Origin of the sequence: Vibrio sp. 10N.222.55.C6, from assembly GCF_041473395.1 — a bacterium.
GTDB lineage: Bacteria > Pseudomonadota > Gammaproteobacteria > Enterobacterales > Vibrionaceae > Vibrio > Vibrio crassostreae_C.
Genome location: NZ_JBFRSD010000464.1, coordinates 1 through 313, shown reverse-complemented (window position 1 = coordinate 313; position 313 = coordinate 1). Strand labels below are relative to the sequence as shown.

Here is a 313-nt window from a genome sequence, read left to right as displayed (position 1 = left end):
GTCAGCAAACCTTCCATCGTATCACTTTGTTTACGAAGTTGGTCAACATTGGAATTGCTCATACTGATCATTTCACAGATGCTATCTGACTGATGACGAATCTCCTCAACACTTTGAGCTATGTTATCTGCAACAACACCTTGCTCTTCCGCGGCTGTAGCAATCTGAGTACTACTGTCTGAGATAGATTGATTCTTTTCTGCTAAAGAGCCGATCTCGACATTCACTTCTGACATTAGTGTCTGGCCTTCATTAGCGTTGTTTACCGTTATTTCCATCAGTTTGGTTAGTGATTGGCTGTTACGTTGTAATG

At 41.5% G+C, this 313-nt stretch carries 1 pseudogene; it reads right to left on the bottom strand.

The features are described 5' to 3' along the window. Positions 1–313, bottom strand: a pseudogene (locus AB4486_RS24615) (methyl-accepting chemotaxis protein); the annotation flags it as partial.